Source organism: Pseudomonas sp. LF-5 (genome assembly GCF_037626295.1).
GTDB classification, from domain to species: Bacteria; Pseudomonadota; Gammaproteobacteria; order Pseudomonadales; family Pseudomonadaceae; genus Aquipseudomonas; species Aquipseudomonas monsensis.
The window spans coordinates 72,256-86,428 of sequence record NZ_JARKMT010000009.1; the positions used below are offsets into that span (position 1 = coordinate 72,256).

Annotated in this window: 16 protein-coding genes; 7 read left to right on the top strand and 9 right to left on the bottom strand. The window is 60.6% G+C overall.

All coding sequences use genetic code 11. The features are described from left to right. Window positions 1-37 precede the first annotated feature (37 nt). Genes PseuLF5_RS21975 through PseuLF5_RS21985 form a run of 3 tightly spaced genes read right to left on the bottom strand, consistent with a single transcriptional unit; the run spans window position 38 to window position 2,070 of the window. Window positions 38-1,267, bottom strand: a complete 1,230-nt coding sequence (locus PseuLF5_RS21975; RefSeq protein WP_340134757.1) for an RNA polymerase sigma factor — start codon at window positions 1,265-1,267, stop codon at window positions 38-40. Then, window positions 1,260-1,604 (bottom strand): YciI family protein, encoded by a 345-nt coding sequence (locus tag PseuLF5_RS21980; RefSeq protein ID WP_007969364.1) that lies wholly within the window; start codon window positions 1,602-1,604, stop codon window positions 1,260-1,262. Before PseuLF5_RS21980 ends, PseuLF5_RS21975 begins: the two co-directional genes overlap by 8 nt. 40 nt (window positions 1,605-1,644) lie before the next feature. Continuing rightward, window positions 1,645-2,070, bottom strand: coding sequence for a YybH family protein (locus PseuLF5_RS21985; protein ID WP_340134758.1), 426 nt, complete (start codon window positions 2,068-2,070; stop codon window positions 1,645-1,647). 139 nt (window positions 2,071-2,209) lie between these two features. On the opposite strand from PseuLF5_RS21985, the gene PseuLF5_RS21990 reads away from it, so the two are divergent. Together PseuLF5_RS21990 and PseuLF5_RS21995 are read left to right on the top strand one after the other, a co-directional pair. Further along, the gene (locus PseuLF5_RS21990; protein WP_123467083.1) at window positions 2,210-2,695 is read left to right on the top strand and encodes a GNAT family N-acetyltransferase; all 486 of its coding nucleotides are present in this window, start codon (window positions 2,210-2,212) and stop codon (window positions 2,693-2,695) included. 18 nt (window positions 2,696-2,713) lie between these two features. Beyond that, window positions 2,714-3,319 carry a pyridoxamine 5'-phosphate oxidase family protein gene (locus tag PseuLF5_RS21995; RefSeq protein ID WP_123467085.1) on the top strand — a complete coding sequence of 202 codons (606 nt, stop codon included), beginning with the start codon at window positions 2,714-2,716 and terminating at the stop codon, window positions 3,317-3,319. 134 nt (window positions 3,320-3,453) lie between these two features. Here PseuLF5_RS21995 and PseuLF5_RS22000 read toward each other — a convergent pair whose 3' ends face one another. The 3 genes from PseuLF5_RS22000 to PseuLF5_RS22010 form a co-directional block, all read right to left on the bottom strand. Next, the gene (locus tag PseuLF5_RS22000) at window positions 3,454-3,942 is read right to left on the bottom strand and encodes a GNAT family N-acetyltransferase (protein WP_340134759.1); all 489 of its coding nucleotides are present in this window, start codon (window positions 3,940-3,942) and stop codon (window positions 3,454-3,456) included. A 324-nt stretch (window positions 3,943-4,266) separates the two neighbouring features. Beyond that, window positions 4,267-4,761 carry a GyrI-like domain-containing protein gene (locus PseuLF5_RS22005; RefSeq protein WP_123467089.1) on the bottom strand — a complete coding sequence of 165 codons (495 nt, stop codon included), beginning with the start codon at window positions 4,759-4,761 and terminating at the stop codon, window positions 4,267-4,269. 68 nt (window positions 4,762-4,829) lie between these two features. Next, complete coding sequence (locus tag PseuLF5_RS22010) at window positions 4,830-5,492, bottom strand: LysE family translocator (RefSeq protein WP_123467091.1); 663 nt, start codon at window positions 5,490-5,492, stop codon at window positions 4,830-4,832. A gap of 153 nt (window positions 5,493-5,645) precedes the next feature. Between PseuLF5_RS22010 and alaC the strand changes: the two genes are divergently transcribed. After that, window positions 5,646-6,863 carry an alanine transaminase gene (gene alaC, locus PseuLF5_RS22015; RefSeq protein WP_128613976.1) on the top strand — a complete coding sequence of 406 codons (1,218 nt, stop codon included), beginning with the start codon at window positions 5,646-5,648 and terminating at the stop codon, window positions 6,861-6,863. Window positions 6,864-7,044: 181 nt separating this feature from the next. Here alaC and PseuLF5_RS22020 read toward each other — a convergent pair whose 3' ends face one another. Continuing rightward, a complete protein-coding gene (locus PseuLF5_RS22020) occupies window positions 7,045-8,400 on the bottom strand; it encodes a GntP family permease (RefSeq protein ID WP_095048166.1) in 1,356 nt (451 codons plus the stop codon). A gap of 82 nt (window positions 8,401-8,482) precedes the next feature. Further along, the gene (locus PseuLF5_RS22025; RefSeq protein ID WP_123467095.1) at window positions 8,483-9,016 is read right to left on the bottom strand and encodes a gluconokinase; all 534 of its coding nucleotides are present in this window, start codon (window positions 9,014-9,016) and stop codon (window positions 8,483-8,485) included. Between the two features lie 216 nt (window positions 9,017-9,232). On the opposite strand from PseuLF5_RS22025, the gene PseuLF5_RS22030 reads away from it, so the two are divergent. Continuing rightward, complete coding sequence (locus PseuLF5_RS22030; RefSeq protein ID WP_267801951.1) at window positions 9,233-10,264, top strand: LacI family DNA-binding transcriptional regulator; 1,032 nt, start codon at window positions 9,233-9,235, stop codon at window positions 10,262-10,264. Window positions 10,265-10,426: 162 nt separating this feature from the next. Here the strand turns inward: PseuLF5_RS22030 and PseuLF5_RS22035 are convergent, their stop codons facing one another. Further along, entirely contained in the window at window positions 10,427-11,299 is an 873-nt protein-coding gene (locus tag PseuLF5_RS22035; protein WP_340134760.1) for a LysR family transcriptional regulator, read from the bottom strand. A 122-nt stretch (window positions 11,300-11,421) separates the two neighbouring features. Here PseuLF5_RS22035 and PseuLF5_RS22040 point away from each other — a divergent pair, with 122 nt between their 5' ends. The 3 genes from PseuLF5_RS22040 to PseuLF5_RS22050 all read left to right on the top strand — a co-directional run bounded on the left by PseuLF5_RS22040 (window position 11,422) and on the right by PseuLF5_RS22050 (window position 14,118). Next, window positions 11,422-11,862 carry a PACE efflux transporter gene (locus PseuLF5_RS22040; RefSeq protein WP_123467101.1) on the top strand — a complete coding sequence of 147 codons (441 nt, stop codon included), beginning with the start codon at window positions 11,422-11,424 and terminating at the stop codon, window positions 11,860-11,862. A gap of 125 nt (window positions 11,863-11,987) precedes the next feature. Beyond that, entirely contained in the window at window positions 11,988-13,412 is a 1,425-nt protein-coding gene (locus PseuLF5_RS22045; RefSeq protein WP_340134761.1) for an MFS transporter, read from the top strand. 154 nt (window positions 13,413-13,566) lie between these two features. After that, the gene (locus PseuLF5_RS22050) at window positions 13,567-14,118 is read left to right on the top strand and encodes a hypothetical protein (RefSeq protein ID WP_123467106.1); all 552 of its coding nucleotides are present in this window, start codon (window positions 13,567-13,569) and stop codon (window positions 14,116-14,118) included. Window positions 14,119-14,173: the final 55 nt, after the last annotated feature.

Sequence of the window (14,173 nt, forward strand, 5' to 3'; positions counted from 1 at the left end):
TCGCGAAGAGGCCGACACTGCCACTGAAGGTCTCGGGTCAATCCAGCTCGCTCAGCCGCCCCTCGATAAACCGCCGCTCCGGCTCCTGCCGCGTCAGCTCCAGCGCTCGCCGATACGCCAGCCGCGCCTGCTCCACCCGCCCCAACTGCCGACAGAACTCCGCCCGCGCCGAATGCGCCAGGTGGTAATCCTGCAACTCGCCGCGATCCAGGATCCCCTCGATCAGCGTCAACCCGGCCAACGCCCCATCCCGTTTGGCCACCGCCACCGCGCGGTTCAGTTCGATCACCGGCGATGGCATCGCCCGGAGCAATACGTCATACAGCCCGACGATCTGCTGCCAATCCGTTTGCGCCGCTGAAGGCGCCTCGGCATGCACCGCAGCAATCGCCGCTTGCAGGCAATACGGGCCGAATCGCCGCGTGGTCAGCGCCCGCTCCACCAGTGCGCAACCTTCGACAATCAGCGCGGCATCCCAGCGCGAGCGGTCCTGGTCATCCAGCAGTACCAACTCGCCGTCCGGCGAGGTACGCGCCGGACGCCGCGACTCGTGCAGCAGCATCAACGCCAACAGCCCCATCACCTCCGGTTCCGGCAGCAGCTCCATCAGCAAACGCCCGAGCCTGATCGCCTCGCGGGTCAGGTCTTCACGGATCAGTTCAGCCCCCATCGACGCCGAATAGCCTTCGTTAAACACCAGATAGATCACCCGCAACACGCTGTCGAGGCGTTCGGGCAGTTCGCTCAGGCCGGGGACTTGATAGGGGATTTTCGCGTCACGGATCTTGGCTTTGGCCCGCACGATGCGCTGGGCGATGGCCGCCGGCGCCGAGAGAAAGGCGCGGGCAATTTCTTCAGTGGTGAGGTCGCAGACTTCGCGCAAGGTCAGCGGCACTTGCGCATCCGCCGCCAGCGCCGGGTGACAGCAGGTGAAGATCAACCGCAGGCGATCGTCTTCCACATCTTCGCCACTCCAGTCGGCCTGTTCCAGTTCTTCAAGTTGCGCCCGCAGCAACGGCTGCGAGGCTTTGAAACGCGCACGTCGGCGCAACACGTCGATGGCCTTGAAGCGCCCGGTGGACACCAGCCAGGTGCGCGGATTGTCCGGTACACCGTCGCGCTGCCAGCGCTCGACTGCGACGAAGAACGCCTCGTGCAAGGCTTCTTCGGCGAGGTCGAAATCGCCGAGCAGGCGAATCAGCGTCGCGAGGATCCGCCGCGAATCCTCGCGATAGACCTGCTCGACCCGCGCCCGGACGTCAGACATTCAGCTGCCGCACCGGGCGCACTTCGACGCTGCCGACCCGGGCCGCCGGAATGTTGCCGGCGACCTGAATCGCTTCGTTGAGGTCCTTGGCGTCGATCAGGTAGAAACCGGCCAGTTGCTCCTTGGTTTCCGCGAACGGGCCATCGGTGATCGACAGCTTGCCGTTGCGCATGCGCACCGTGGTCGCGGTCTGCACCGACTCCAACGCTTCGGCGGCAACCATGCGGCCGCTGCCCTGAATCGACTCGGCATACGCCCAGCATTCGGCGTCTTCCGGGCTGTCGGGCGACGTGTGCAGCAGGCGCTCATCGCTGTAGACCAGGCATAGATACTTCATGGCTTTCTCCTGATTCGAACGGATCAACTATGGCTGAAGATCAGGGCTGCACGTCGAACAGCGTGGTGCCGCTCATCGGATCGAACGGGGCCGACCAATGCTCGTGGGCAATCTTCCACGTCCCGCCCACCTGCCGATAACACGCGGTGGCGCGCATCCAGCAGCTCTGGGTTTCGCCCTTGTCGTTGGTCCCGCCGCAATGCGCGACCCAGTGGGCGAAGGCGAGGTTGTCGGCGGTCTCGATGGCGAGCTCGTGGAACTCGAAAACGTGCGGGCCGGCACACATTTCCATGCAGGCTTCCCAGTGTGCGCGGTAGGCCGCCTTGCCCTTGAATTGCAGGGCCTTGATCGCATCGAACGAGACGATGTCGTCGGCGTACAACGCCATGACTTGCTCGACGTTTTTGCTCATCACCGCCTCGCGGTAAGTATTGATCAGGCTCTGGATGTCAGCGTGTGCGCTCATGGTGTTCTCCGGTTTTTGTGGTGAAGACACCCTTAGTCGTTCAGCCATCGAACGGATCGACAGACGAAACAAAAAATTTCCGCCGAAGACAAAATCGCTAGAATCCGAGGCTTATCTTTGTAGGAAAAAGGAAATTCCCGTGTCAGCCCAACTTGTGCCGTACGACAGCCTGAGCCCTTTGCAGCGTCAGCAAGTCGAGGCGATTGAAATCCATCCCGAGCAGATCAAGTTTTCCGGCGACATCCATGGCGCGCTGCACACGCTGCTGTCCAGACCCGGCCCCGGCGTGAAGGGCTTCGCGCTGCTGGCGGAGGAAGTACCGGTGGCGTTCCTGCTGCTCAAGCGCCCGCCCGTGTTGCCGGACTGGGCCGATGCACACAGCGCCACCCTGCACGCTTTGCAGGTCGACCATCGGGCACAGGGCAAGGGTTACGGCAAGGCCTGCCTGCAAGCATTGCCCGCCGTGGCGCGTGAAGCATGGCCGGAGATCAAGGGCCTGGAGCTGTCGGTGGATGCGGATAACGACGCAGCGATCGCGCTGTACGCCAAATACGGCTTCGTCGACAGCGGCGAAGCGTACAAGGGCCGGATCGGTTACGAGCGGCGCATGGGGCTGTTTTTCTGAGTCAGCAAGGATTGCACGATGATCGAATCAATCGAAGCACTGGAAGCGATATACGGATTGCCCCACGAGCGCGCGGTGCGCAAGCAGATCGGCTTTCTCAACGAGGACTATCAGGCGATGGTGCGCCTGTCGCCGCTGGTGATCGTCAGTTCGGTGGGCGCCGACGGTCTCGACAATTCGCCGCGGGGCGATGCGCCAGGATTTGTGCGGATCATTGATCAAAACACCCTGGCCCTGCCGGATCGCCCGGGCAACAACCGCATCGACACCCTGCGCAATGTGCTGCACGATCCGCGAGTGTCACTGCTGTTTATCATTCCGGGGATTGGCGAGACGCTGCGGGTCAATGGCACCGCGACCATCAGTGCAGATCCCGAACTGCTGGAAAGCTTTGCGGTGAATGGCAAACCGGCGAAAACGGTGTTGCTGGTGACGGTGGAGGCAGCGTTTTTTCATTGTTCGAAAGCGTTTGTACGTTCGGACGCGTGGAACCCGCAAACCCACCTGCCGCGCTCGGCCCTGCCCTCTGCCGGCGCCTTTCACAAGCGCCTGAATGACGGGCAGTTTGATGCCGAGACCTACGATCGGGAAGCGCCGAAAAGAGTAAGCGACACTCTCTACTGAACGGGGAATTGCAAACACCGCTAGAACCTGTGGGAGCTGGCTTGCCAGCGATGGCGTCGGCACATCAGACGTTGATGTCGACTGACCCACCGCTATCGCTGGCAAGCCAGCTCCCACAGGTTATGAGTGATGTCTTACATAGTGAGGATCATCTCGTGCCACGCCATCCCGCCATGATCGGACTCTGACGGCTTGATGTAGGCAAAGCCAAACCCGGCATAAAGCGGGATGTGCTTCTCCTTGCACATCAGATGAATCGTCGCTTTATCCATCCCGCGCATGCGTTCGATGAACTCGGCCATCAGGCGCTTGGCCAGGCCCTGACCCTGGTAGTCCGGGTGCACCACCACCGACATGATCACCACGTTCGGCCCTTGCGGATCGTGGCCGATCAGCTCCTTGAACGCCTCGTCCGACATCTGCACATCAAACGCCGCACCGGAGTTGACGAAACCGGCGACCACCCCGTCCACCTCGGCGACGATAAAGCCTTGCGGCCAGGTGGCGATGCGAGTGGCGATCTTCTCGCGGGTGGCGGCTTCATCGCCTTCATAGGCAACGGTTTCGATGGCGTAGCAGCGGTCCAGGTCGGCAGCGGTGACGTTGCGGATGAGGGTGTTCATGGCAGCTCGAAAATCAGCGGAGAAAAGTGCGCAAAGCATAAAGGAATAAGGTGCCCATATCGATCTGTGCAGGGCGCGTAAAGCCTGCGTATAAGCGCTTTTCTTCGTGCCGGCGGCGAGCTATTTCTGAGGCGTGTCTCTGATCACCCTTGGGGGAAACCGCTTATGAGCAGCGTGGAAATCGGCCTGTTGATGGTGTTGGGCATCAGTACGTTCGGCTTTATCACCCTGGGCATCGACCTGTTGCGGGCGCGACGGGTGGGCAAAGGTAAACGCGGTTGAAAAGCATGAGGCGGATCATTGATCCGCCTCATGCTTATGCGCTCAGGCCCGGGTGTCGACCGGTACGCAGATTTCCAGTTTGCCGGTGTGCAGCCGCGGATTGAAATCGGCGCTGTAACGCTCGATTTCCGGCGCGTTGAGTTCCACGTAATGGGACGTCGGCAGCCAGGTCTTGTAGATGTACTGCAGAGTCTGCGGCAACTGATCGAGCGGTCCCTTGTGCTCGAACACCGCATACTGCCTGGGCAACACTTCGATCCACTGGTAGACCTTCTGGTCAAGGTCATCGAGCTTGCTGATTTCCACCCCGGCGATGTAATCGAAGCCGCCCTGGCCATCGAAGTTACTGCAGACGCCGTAGGTCACTTCGTTTTTTTGTCCCTGTATCTTTCCCAGGTGCGGCAAGAACTTTTCCCACAGTGCGGGGATGTCCTTGGCGCTGTCCTGGGTAAATCGTCCACGAAATCCTGCAATCAGCAGGAAGTGTCCATGTTCGAAGCGAGGTTCTGACACTTCGACGCGTTTTTGCTCATCCATGACTCGACTCCTGGAACAAAAAAAGGGGTTCGGCAGGTGAGTATAGAAGCCAAACCCGATTCGCAATGTTACAAGGCGTGCAACTGGTCGGCCGCCCCGGAGCCAACGAACTCGTTATAACCGGATACGATCACGTAAACCGCGAAATAGCAGAAGATCGCCGCCGATGCCATGTAGGAGTAACGCAACAGCTTGTCGCCGAGCAACTTGCCGCCGTGGCTCGCGGCAAAGCACAAACCGGCCGACCACAGCAGCCCGGCGCAGAGAAACCCGCCGAGGAACAGCGCCGAACTGACCGGACCACCACCGCCGGAACGGGCGATCAAGGTGCCGCCCACTGCCGCGAACCACAGAATCGCGCTTGGCGAGGACATGGCGAGGAAGATCCCGCGAAAGAACTCCTTGCGGTGCGAGTTCTGCCCCACTTCTGCGGTCGCCGCCAGTTGCGCCTCGTGGTGAATCGCCGAGTAGATCATCTTCGCCGCGAAATAGATCAGCAGCGCCGAACCGCCGATCCACAGGACCCAGCGCACCGTTTCGTATTGCAGCAGCACGGTCATCCCGGCCAGCGCCAGCACCGCGTAGATCAGATCACCGACGCAGGTACCGAGGCCCAGCGCGAAGCCCTGGAAGTAACCGCGCTGCATCGCCAGGGTAATCATCGCGATGTTGGCCACGCCGATGTCCAGGCACAGCGAGAGGCTCAGCAAGAAGCCGCTGGTGAATTCCATCTACCGATTTCCTTGGAAAAAATTTGTTTAACGATTGTTTGAACACCGGGGGCTGGACAGTCTGCCATCACAGCCCTTATCTTCGCCAACAGGTCACCGCAGTGACCAGCGTCGCTCGGACGGTTCCGGGCGCTTACGTTATCCGAGGCAACAATGGCTGAACAAGGTTCGCCGCGCCGCTTTGCGCGCATAGATCGACTCCCCCCTTACGTTTTCAACATCACCGCCGAACTGAAGATGGCCGCCAGGCGGCGTGGTGAAGACATCATCGACCTGAGCATGGGCAACCCCGACGGGGCCACACCGCCGCACATTGTCGAAAAACTGGTGCAGGTCGCGCAGCGCGAAGACACCCACGGTTACTCCACGTCCAAGGGCATTCCGCGCCTGCGTCGGGCGATTTCCAACTGGTACAAGGAACGCTACGCGGTCGACATCGACCCGGAAAGCGAAGCCATTGTCACCATCGGCTCCAAGGAAGGCCTGGCGCACCTGATGCTGGCGACCCTGGATCAGGGCGACACCGTACTGGTGCCGAACCCGAGTTACCCGATTCACATCTACGGCGCAGTGATTGCCGGCGCCCAGGTACGTTCGGTGCCGTTGGTGCCGGGCGTGGACTTCTTCGCCGAACTGGAACGCGCCATCCGCGGCTCGATCCCGAAGCCGAAGATGATGATCCTCGGCTTCCCGTCCAACCCCACCGCACAGTGCGTGGAGCTGGATTTCTTCGAACGGGTGATCGCCCTCGCCAAGCAGTACGACGTGCTGGTGATTCACGACCTGGCGTACGCCGACATCGTCTACGACGGCTGGAAAGCCCCGTCGATCATGCAGGTGCCGGGCGCCAAGGACATCGCGGTGGAGTTTTTCACCCTGTCCAAGAGCTACAACATGGCCGGCTGGCGGATCGGTTTCATGGTCGGCAACCCGGAGCTGGTCAATGCGCTGGCGCGGATCAAGAGCTACCACGACTACGGCACCTTCACCCCGCTGCAAGTGGCGGCGATTGCCGCGCTGGAAGGTGATCAGCAGTGCGTGCGCGACATCGCCGAGCAGTATCGCCAACGCCGCAACGTACTGGTCAAAGGCCTGCATGAACTGGGCTGGATGGTCGAGAACCCGAAGGCTTCGATGTATGTCTGGGCGAAGATTCCTGAGCAGTACGCGCATCTGGGTTCGCTGGAGTTCGCCAAGAAGTTGCTGGCCGAGGCCAAGGTCTGCGTCTCGCCGGGGGTGGGTTTTGGTGAGTATGGCGATGATCACGTGCGCTTCGCGCTGATCGAAAACCAGGACCGGATTCGTCAGGCAGTGCGCGGGATTCGCGGGATGTTCCGGGCCGATGGCCTGAGTCCAAAAACTTCCGCCTGACACCTATCCCCTGTGGGAGCGAGCTTGCTCGCGAAGGCGTCGTGTCAGCTACATCAAAGCTGACTGACCCACCGCTTTCGCGAGCAGGTTCGCTCCCACATTGGCTTTGTGTGTAGCGAAGAAATCATCACCCACAAAAAAACCGCATCGCTGCGGTTTTTTTGTGCCTGCAAGAAGCCGCTTAAACGAACAGCGACAACAGCAGGATAAAGCCCAACGCGACGATGGACAGGATGGTTTCCATCGCCGTCCAGGTCTTGAACGTCTCGGCCACGGTCATGTTGAAGTACTGCTTCACCAGCCAGAAACCGGCGTCGTTAACGTGGGACAGGATCAACGAACCCGCGCCAGTCGCGAGTACCAGCAGCTCACGGTTGACACCCGGGATCATCCCGACCACCGGCACGACAATGCCCGCGCCGGTAATGGTCGCCACAGTTGCCGAACCGGTAGCGATACGAATCACCGCCGCCACCAGCCACGCCAGCAGGATCGGCGAGATCTGTGCGCTCACCGCCATGTGGCCGATCACGTCACCTACACCACTGGTCACCAGCATCTGCTTGAAGCCACCGCCGGCGCCGATGATCAGGATGATCGCAGCGGTCGGCGCCAGGCTCGCGTCGAGCCACTTGAGCATCTGCTGGGAACCGATGCCCTGCTTGTGCCCGAAGGTGTACAGCGACAGCAGCAAGGCCAGCAGCAGTGCCGAGATCGGGTGACCGATCATGTCCATCCAGGTGCGGAAGAAATGACCGTCCGGCAGCGCCACGTCCGCGAAGGTTTTCAGCAGCATCAGGAATACCGGCAGCAGCACGGTGATCAGGGTGATGCTGAAGCTAGGCAGCGTAGTCGAGTCGTCATTTTCGCGGGCCAGTTGATCGACCAGTTCCTGATTCGGGTGACCCGGAATGTGCTTGGCGATAAACGTACCGAAGATCGGACCGGCAATGATTGCCGTCGGCAGCGCAACGATCAGACCGTAAAGAATGGTCTTGCCGATGTCAGCACCGAATACGCCGATGGCCAGCAGCGGCCCCGGGTGCGGTGGCACCAGACCGTGTACGGCGGACAGACCGGCGAGCAGCGGGATACCGATCTTGATGATCGACACACCAGTGCGACGGGCAACGATGAACACCAACGGAATCAGCAGCACAAAGCCGATTTCGAAGAACAGCGGAATGCCCACCAGAAACGCGGCGAACATCATCGCCCACTGGACCTTGTCTTTGCCGAAGGCGCGGATCAGGGTCTGGGCGATCTGGTCGGCACCGCCGGATTCGGCCATCATTTTGCCGAGCATGGTGCCCAGCGCCAGGATGATGCCGACGAAACCGAGCACGCCACCGAAGCCGTCCTGGAACGCCTTGATGATGGTGCCGATCGGCATGCCGGACGTCAGGCCGAGGAACGCGGCCGCGATGGTCAGGGAAATGAACGGGTGAATCTTGAATTTGGTGATCAGGATAATCAGGCCGATTACCGTGACCACTGCATCGAGCAGCAGGTAGGCGTCGTGGGACATGCCAAACATTGGGGGTGTCTCCTGGATTGTTGTTGTTATTAAAACGGGTTAAACAGAAGTCGGGAGGACAGCGCTATCTCTTTCAACACACTCATACCGCCTGTTTCAGACCGTGGGCCTGCCACCAGACATGAGCCTGCGCCGCCAGTTCTTCAACACTGTGAATCGAGGCATTCAGCGCCAGGGTCAACGGCTCGCCTTTCGGCGATTCGAGCGTGGCGAACTGGCTTTCGATCAACGTGGCCGGCATGAAATGACCCGGGCGGTGGGACACACGCTCGGCGGCCACTTCAGGGGTCAGCTCAAGAAACACGAAGCCCAGGCCCGGCAAGGCACTGCGCAGCACTTCGCGATAACTGTGTTTAAGGGCCGAGCAGGTCAGCACCGGGCGCTCGCCCAGCGCATCGACACGACGCAACTCATCGCACAGGCTGTCGAGCCAGCCGGCACGGTCGTCGTCGTTCAGGGGGATCCCCGCGCTCATCTTTTCGATGTTCGCGGCCGGATGGAAAGTATCGCCTTCAATGGCAGTGGCGCCGCTCAATTGGCACAGGGCCTCGCTGACGCACGTCTTGCCGCAACCGGCAACGCCCATGATGACCAGGGCGGTGATGGGATGACTCATATAACACCTCAGCGCGCAGACAGCGCTACCTTTGCTAGCTATGACTCTAGTGCACAGGCAGAAGTTGCCGACGCCTTCTTGTCGTTTTTTTGGGTTGCAGCAGGTTTTCGTCCAACGCCAAAAAGCGAGGATCAGGCAGGACCTCGCTCACGCATTTGCAGCTGCATCAGGACAGCGCTACCTTAGTGCCTTGATTTTTGTTTGGCAAGCCGCCCGATGACCACCCCTAAAAACGATAAAAACACTCGCACCACCGGCCGTCCCACCCTTAACGAAGTTGCCCGCCTCGCCGGGGTGAGCCCGATTACCGCCTCCCGCGCCCTGCGCGGGGTCAGCACCGTGGCCACTGAACTGGTGGAAAAAGTCCAGAAAGCCGCCCTCGAACTCAACTACGTGGTCAACCCTGCCGCCCGCGCCCTGGCCTCGGCGCAGAGCCACTCGGTGGTGGTGTTGGTGCCATCGCTGTCCAACCTGTTGTTCATTGATACGCTGGAAGCCATTCATCGCGTGCTGACGCCCAAGGGCTTTGAAGTGCTGATCGGCAACTTCCACTATTCGCGCGATGAAGAAGAAAACCTGCTGCGTAACTACATGGCCTATCAGCCCCGTGGTTTGCTGCTGACCGGGTTTGATCGCACGGAAAGTTCGCGACGGATGATCGAGGCCAGCAACATTCCCTGCGTCTACATGATGGAACTGGACAGCGCCGCCGGCGTGAATTGCGTGGGTTTCTCGCAACTCAGTGCCGGCGAAACAGCGGCCGAACATTTGCTCTCCCGTGGGCGCAAGCGTCTGGCCTACATCGGCGCGCAACTCGATCAGCGCACGTTGTTGCGCGGCGAAGGTTTCCGCAAAGCGTTGCAGAAGGCCGGGCGGTATGACCCGGATCTGGAAGTGCTGACCCCGCGATCATCGTCGGTGGGCCTGGGCGGCGAGTTGTTCCTGCAACTGCTGGCGGCGCATCCGGACGTCGATGCGATCTTCTTCGGCAACGACGATTTGGCGCAGGGAGCGTTGCTGGAAGCGTTGCGCAATGGCATCAAGATTCCCGAGCAGGTGGCGATTCTTGGCTTCAACGACTTGCCGATGTCCGAGCACATGGTGCCGCGCCTGAGCAGTATCAACACCCCGCGCGAGGCGATTGGCCGGCGCGCGGCGGAGCAGATGTTGACGTTGATGGCCGGCAACCGCGTGGCGCGGCCGGTCGAAGACATGGGCTTCGAACTGAAAATCCGCGAAAGTACCTGACCCCGAAATCCCTGTGGGAGCTGGCTTGCCAGCGATGGCGTCAAGTCAGTCGATAAATTGTTGACTGACCCCCTGCTATCGCTGGCAAGCCAGCTCCCACAGTTTTTTGTGGCGTTCTCAAATCCGAGGTTTAGCCGCAATCCCTGTGGGATTTGCGCGCGGTCAATCGCCCAGGAGTTCGACCAGCGCCAACGCGCCCTTCTGTAACGGCTGGCTCTTGAGCCACACCGCATGCACCGGCAGCACCAGACCGTTTTCGATGTTGCGGAAATTCAGCCGCTTCAAACGCCCGCTGTCCAGCCACGGCTGCACCACCGACAACGGGAAATTGCCCCAGCCCAGTCCCGCCTCGACCATCTCCAGCGCCGCCTCCAGGGTGTCGGTGCGCCAATGCGATTCGGCCACCAGCGGTCGGGTTTCGCTGATCGGCAAATCACGACTGGCGACGAAGATCTGCCGCACGTGCACCAGGTCTTCGAGAAACAGATCCTGCCCCTGCAACAACGGACTGTCCGCCGCCAGCGTGGCGATCATCCGTTCGCTGCCGACGAACTGAAAGCGCTCCAGCACGTTCATGCTCAACCCGGCAAACGCCAGGCACACGCTGACCCGGCCGCTGTGCAACATCGCCAGCACGTCATCCTGCGGCGCAGTCAGCACTTCGATGTCGAGCAGCGGATGGCGCTCGGCAATCACCTTGATCGCGGCCAGCAAACGCCGACGGTCGATATCGGCAACCACGCCAATCGACAACTTGCTCTCCAGCCCCAACGACAGTTCCACCGCGTGGACTTGCAACTGCTTGAGTTGCTCGGCGATCAGCCGTGCGTGAGGCACCAGCGACAGGGCCATGGCCGTCGGTTTCGGCTCGCGATGGCTGCGGTCGAACAGCGAATAACCGAGTTCCGCCTCAAGGTTGCCGATGCTCATGCTCACCGCCGAGGGGACTTTGCCCAAGGCCCGGGCGGCGGCGGAGAACGAACCGCGCTCGATCACTGCGAGGAACAGTTCGATGCTGTCACTGTTGAAATTCACTCCACTCACCTATCAATGAAACTGAAAGCTTCTGACTTTTTCTGTCACACCTATTGAAGCTATCTTTCATCGCCTTCGCCAGCCCCACTGGCCAACACGCTGCAAGAAAGAGGCAAAACCCCATGCAAGGCGTCAAACGCAAACTGGTCTACGTGTCGCTCTATGAAGTGATCGGCATGACCTTCTCCGCCCTCGGTCTGGCGCTGCTGTCCGGCACCTCGCCGGGCAGCACCGGGCCCCTGGCGGTGATCATCACCACCATCGCCGTGACCTGGAATTTCATCTACACCTCGCTGTTCGAGCATTGGGAAAGCCGCCAGCCATCGCGCACGCGCACGGTCAAACGGCGGATCGCCCACGCGGTCGGTTTTCAACTGACGCTGATCGTGTTCCTGATTCCACTGATCGCGTGGTGGATGAACATCAGTCTGGTGCAGGCATTCCTGCTGGATCTGGCGTTGATCATCTTCATCCCGTGCTACACGTTCGCCTTCAACTGGCTGTTCGATCGCGTCTTCGGCTTGCCGGCGTCGGCGCTGCCCGATTCGCCCGCCGCGGCATAAATCGTTAATTGGTAACCAGTTATTGCAAGAAATCGGCGGCTTTTCCGGGTAAACCGCCGATATTCACAATCCGTGAACTCCGATAGCAGGCTAAGCTTTTCCATCAATAAAAAATGGATCAGCCGATGACTGCTCACGCCCCGGCCACCGCGCAACGCGATGGCATCGACCCGATACGCGCCGCCGAGATTTCCGCCCGCATCGACCGCCTCCCTGCCGTCGCCACGATCTGGCGACTGGTGGCGCTGTTGTCGATCGGCGGTTTCTTCGAACTCTACGATCTGTTCCAGACCGCCTACATCAGCCCCGGCTTGATCCGCGACGGCCTCTTCGCCACCGGCAATCAGGGCGTGTTTGGCTTCTCCGATCAGGCCGCGTTTGCCTCGGCGACGTTCCTTGGCCTGTTCCTCGGCGCCAGCCTGCTCAGCCCATTGGCCGATCGCTTCGGCCGGCGGGCGATCTTCACCTTTGCGCTGGTCTGGTACACGGTGGCCACGGTACTGATGGGCGTTCAGAGTTCGGCGTTGGGCATCATCTGCATGCGTTTTCTGGTGGGTATTGGCTTGGGTATCGAGTTGGTGACCATCGACGCCTATCTCTCGGAACTGGTGCCCAAGCGCATGCGCAGCTCGGCGTTCGCCTTCGCCTTTTTCGTGCAGTTTCTCTCGGTGCCAGCGGTGGCGCTGATGTCGTGGTGGCTGGTGCCGCAGGCGCCGTTCGGGATCAGCGGCTGGCGCTGGGTGGTGCTGGCCAGCGCGGTGTTCGCGCTGTTTATCTGGTGGTTGCGCAAGCGCTTGCCGGAGTCGCCGCGCTGGCTCGCGCAACATGGCCGCTTCGACGAAGCCCACCGCATCCTCGATGACATCGAGGCGCGCTGCGAAAAGGATCATCGCCAGCCACTGGATCAGCCCGAAACTGTGCCGGTCGATGTCGAAGGCAAGGGGCGTTTCGCTGATATCTGGCAATCGCCGTATCGTCGGCGCGCGTTGATGCTGATCGTTTTCCACATCTTTCAGGCCATCGGCTTCTTCGGTTTCGGCAACTGGTTGCCGGCGCTGCTTTCCGGTCAGGGCGTCAGCGTCACCCATAGCCTGATGTATGCGTTCATCATCACCCTCGCCTACCCGCTCGGGCCGTTGCTGTTCGTGAAGTTTGCCAACCGGTTCGAAAACAAGTGGCAGATCGTCGGTTCGGCCCTGGGTTCGATGACCTTCGGCACCCTGTTCGCCTGGCAGACCAGTGCGTTCGGCCTGATTGTCTGCGGGGTGATGATCACCTTCTGCAACGCCTGGCTGAGCTTCAGTTATCACTCTTACCAAAGCGAATTGTTCCCCACCAACATCCGCGCCCGGGCGGTGGGGTTCTGCTATTCGTTCAGTCGATTGTCGACCGTGTTCAGCAGCCTGTTGATCGGGGTGTTTCTCGATCACTTCGGCACACCCGGGGTGCTGGCGTTCATCGTCAGCAGCATGCTCATCGTGATGCTGACCATTGGCTATTTCGGCCCGCGCACCCGCAATCTGGCGCTGGAGAACATTGCCCATCGCTGACAGCCGAGCGGTCATCCTCTGCCGCGAGACGGCAACGGCTGACCGCCTCTTCGCTTGGCTGATACGCCAACCCCCTGAAACACAACAACTTATGCAACGGGCACGGTAATTGCTCCTGTACGGCGGTCAGCCATTACCTACAGGTCAATTCATCATGTTGGTCAGTGCAAAACACATGGAAACGCTACCGCTGCCCAAGCGGCTGGCTGAAGACGCCACTGCCACCGCGGCGGCAGGTCTGCAAGGCGGCCTCCACGGCGCGATGCTGCAAGCCCTGCAGAACCAGGTGCAGACGCAAAGCACGGAAGCCACGGCCAAGGTGCAGGACTCGGCCACCCAGAATGCGACCCAACAGGTCAGTGCAGCTTCGCGCATCAGCGACAATGTCGATGAAGCGTTCGCCAAGACCCGCGTCAATCTGCAATCGACCGATGCCACCGGCGGCACCGGCAAAAGCGCCACCGACGAGTTCAAGGACTACATGAGCAAGACGCCGGAACAACGGCTGCGCGACAGTATCCTCAAGGACATGGGCCTGACCGAAGAAGACATCGCCAACCTGCCGCCGGAGAAACAACTGGCGGTGGCCAAAGAGATCGCCCAGCGCCTGCAGGACAAGATGCAACTGGCGCAATCGGAGAAAGAGAACGTCAACGACGTCAAGGACAGTGACAAACTGGCGGACAAGTTTCTCGCTGCGCTTTGATCTGAAAGTTGCATGAAACCCAATGCAGGAGTGAGCCTGCTCGCGATCACGGTAC

Excerpts from the sequence above, each read along its gene's own strand:
- PseuLF5_RS21975 (WP_340134757.1), bottom strand. The coding sequence starts at position 1,267 with ATGTCTGACGTCCGGGCGCGGGTCGAGCAGGTCTATCGCGAGGATTCG.
- PseuLF5_RS21980 (WP_007969364.1), bottom strand. The coding sequence starts at position 1,604 with ATGAAGTATCTATGCCTGGTCTACAGCGATGAGCGCCTGCTGCACACG.
- PseuLF5_RS21985 (WP_340134758.1), bottom strand. The coding sequence starts at position 2,070 with ATGAGCGCACACGCTGACATCCAGAGCCTGATCAATACTTACCGCGAG.
- PseuLF5_RS21995 (WP_123467085.1), top strand. The coding sequence starts at position 2,714 with ATGATCGAATCAATCGAAGCACTGGAAGCGATATACGGATTGCCCCAC.
- PseuLF5_RS22000 (WP_340134759.1), bottom strand. The coding sequence starts at position 3,942 with ATGAACACCCTCATCCGCAACGTCACCGCTGCCGACCTGGACCGCTGC.
- PseuLF5_RS22005 (WP_123467089.1), bottom strand. The coding sequence starts at position 4,761 with ATGGATGAGCAAAAACGCGTCGAAGTGTCAGAACCTCGCTTCGAACAT.
- PseuLF5_RS22010 (WP_123467091.1), bottom strand. The coding sequence starts at position 5,492 with ATGGAATTCACCAGCGGCTTCTTGCTGAGCCTCTCGCTGTGCCTGGAC.
- alaC (WP_128613976.1), top strand. The coding sequence starts at position 5,646 with ATGGCTGAACAAGGTTCGCCGCGCCGCTTTGCGCGCATAGATCGACTC.
- PseuLF5_RS22020 (WP_095048166.1), bottom strand. The coding sequence starts at position 8,400 with ATGTTTGGCATGTCCCACGACGCCTACCTGCTGCTCGATGCAGTGGTC.
- PseuLF5_RS22025 (WP_123467095.1), bottom strand. The coding sequence starts at position 9,016 with ATGAGTCATCCCATCACCGCCCTGGTCATCATGGGCGTTGCCGGTTGC.
- PseuLF5_RS22030 (WP_267801951.1), top strand. The coding sequence starts at position 9,233 with ATGACCACCCCTAAAAACGATAAAAACACTCGCACCACCGGCCGTCCC.
- PseuLF5_RS22040 (WP_123467101.1), top strand. The coding sequence starts at position 11,422 with ATGCAAGGCGTCAAACGCAAACTGGTCTACGTGTCGCTCTATGAAGTG.
- PseuLF5_RS22045 (WP_340134761.1), top strand. The coding sequence starts at position 11,988 with ATGACTGCTCACGCCCCGGCCACCGCGCAACGCGATGGCATCGACCCG.
- PseuLF5_RS22050 (WP_123467106.1), top strand. The coding sequence starts at position 13,567 with ATGTTGGTCAGTGCAAAACACATGGAAACGCTACCGCTGCCCAAGCGG.